1 protein-coding gene is annotated in these 537 nt (G+C 44.9%); it reads left to right on the plus strand.

What is annotated here, in order from left to right; genetic code table 11:
* Positions 1-537, plus strand: a 537-nt coding sequence (locus tag L2737_RS22265; RefSeq protein WP_248957143.1) for a hypothetical protein, incomplete at both ends; no start/stop codon positions are given.

Consider the following 537-nt stretch of genomic DNA (forward strand, 5'->3'; position numbering starts at 1 on the left):
GAAATGACTCAGGTGGTCATTCAGGGCACTGTTACTAATGTTGAAGACGGTCAAACTGTTACCGTAACCTTAACGGACAACCAAGGGAATTCATTAACCCTTAACGCCATTATTACTGGCGGAGTTTGGACTCTCCCAGCACAAGATTTATCAGCCTTTGATGATGGCTCATTAATTGTCACTTCTGAGGTCAGCGATATAGCAGGCAACCCTGCATCAGCCGCCGCTCAAATGCCTGTTGATATATTGGCTGATATCACTATTGATGTGGACACGGGTAGAGACCCTGTCATTAACCGCTTTGAAATGCTGCGCCTTGATTTCTCGGGTCAAGTTGATGATGTTGAAGACGGTCAAACCATTACTATTACCCTTACCGATAGCCTCAATAACCAACTCACTTTCAATACCACTGTCGTCGCAGGTGTTTGGCAAATTAGCGATGCTGATGTTTCATCACTCATCGATGGCAATATTAGCTTTACAGCGAATACTGTCGATATCGCTGGTAATCCCACTTCTGTCACAGCCATTGTC

This window comes from Shewanella electrodiphila (assembly GCF_023283985.1).
In the GTDB taxonomy this organism is placed as follows: domain Bacteria; phylum Pseudomonadota; class Gammaproteobacteria; order Enterobacterales; family Shewanellaceae; genus Shewanella; species Shewanella electrodiphila.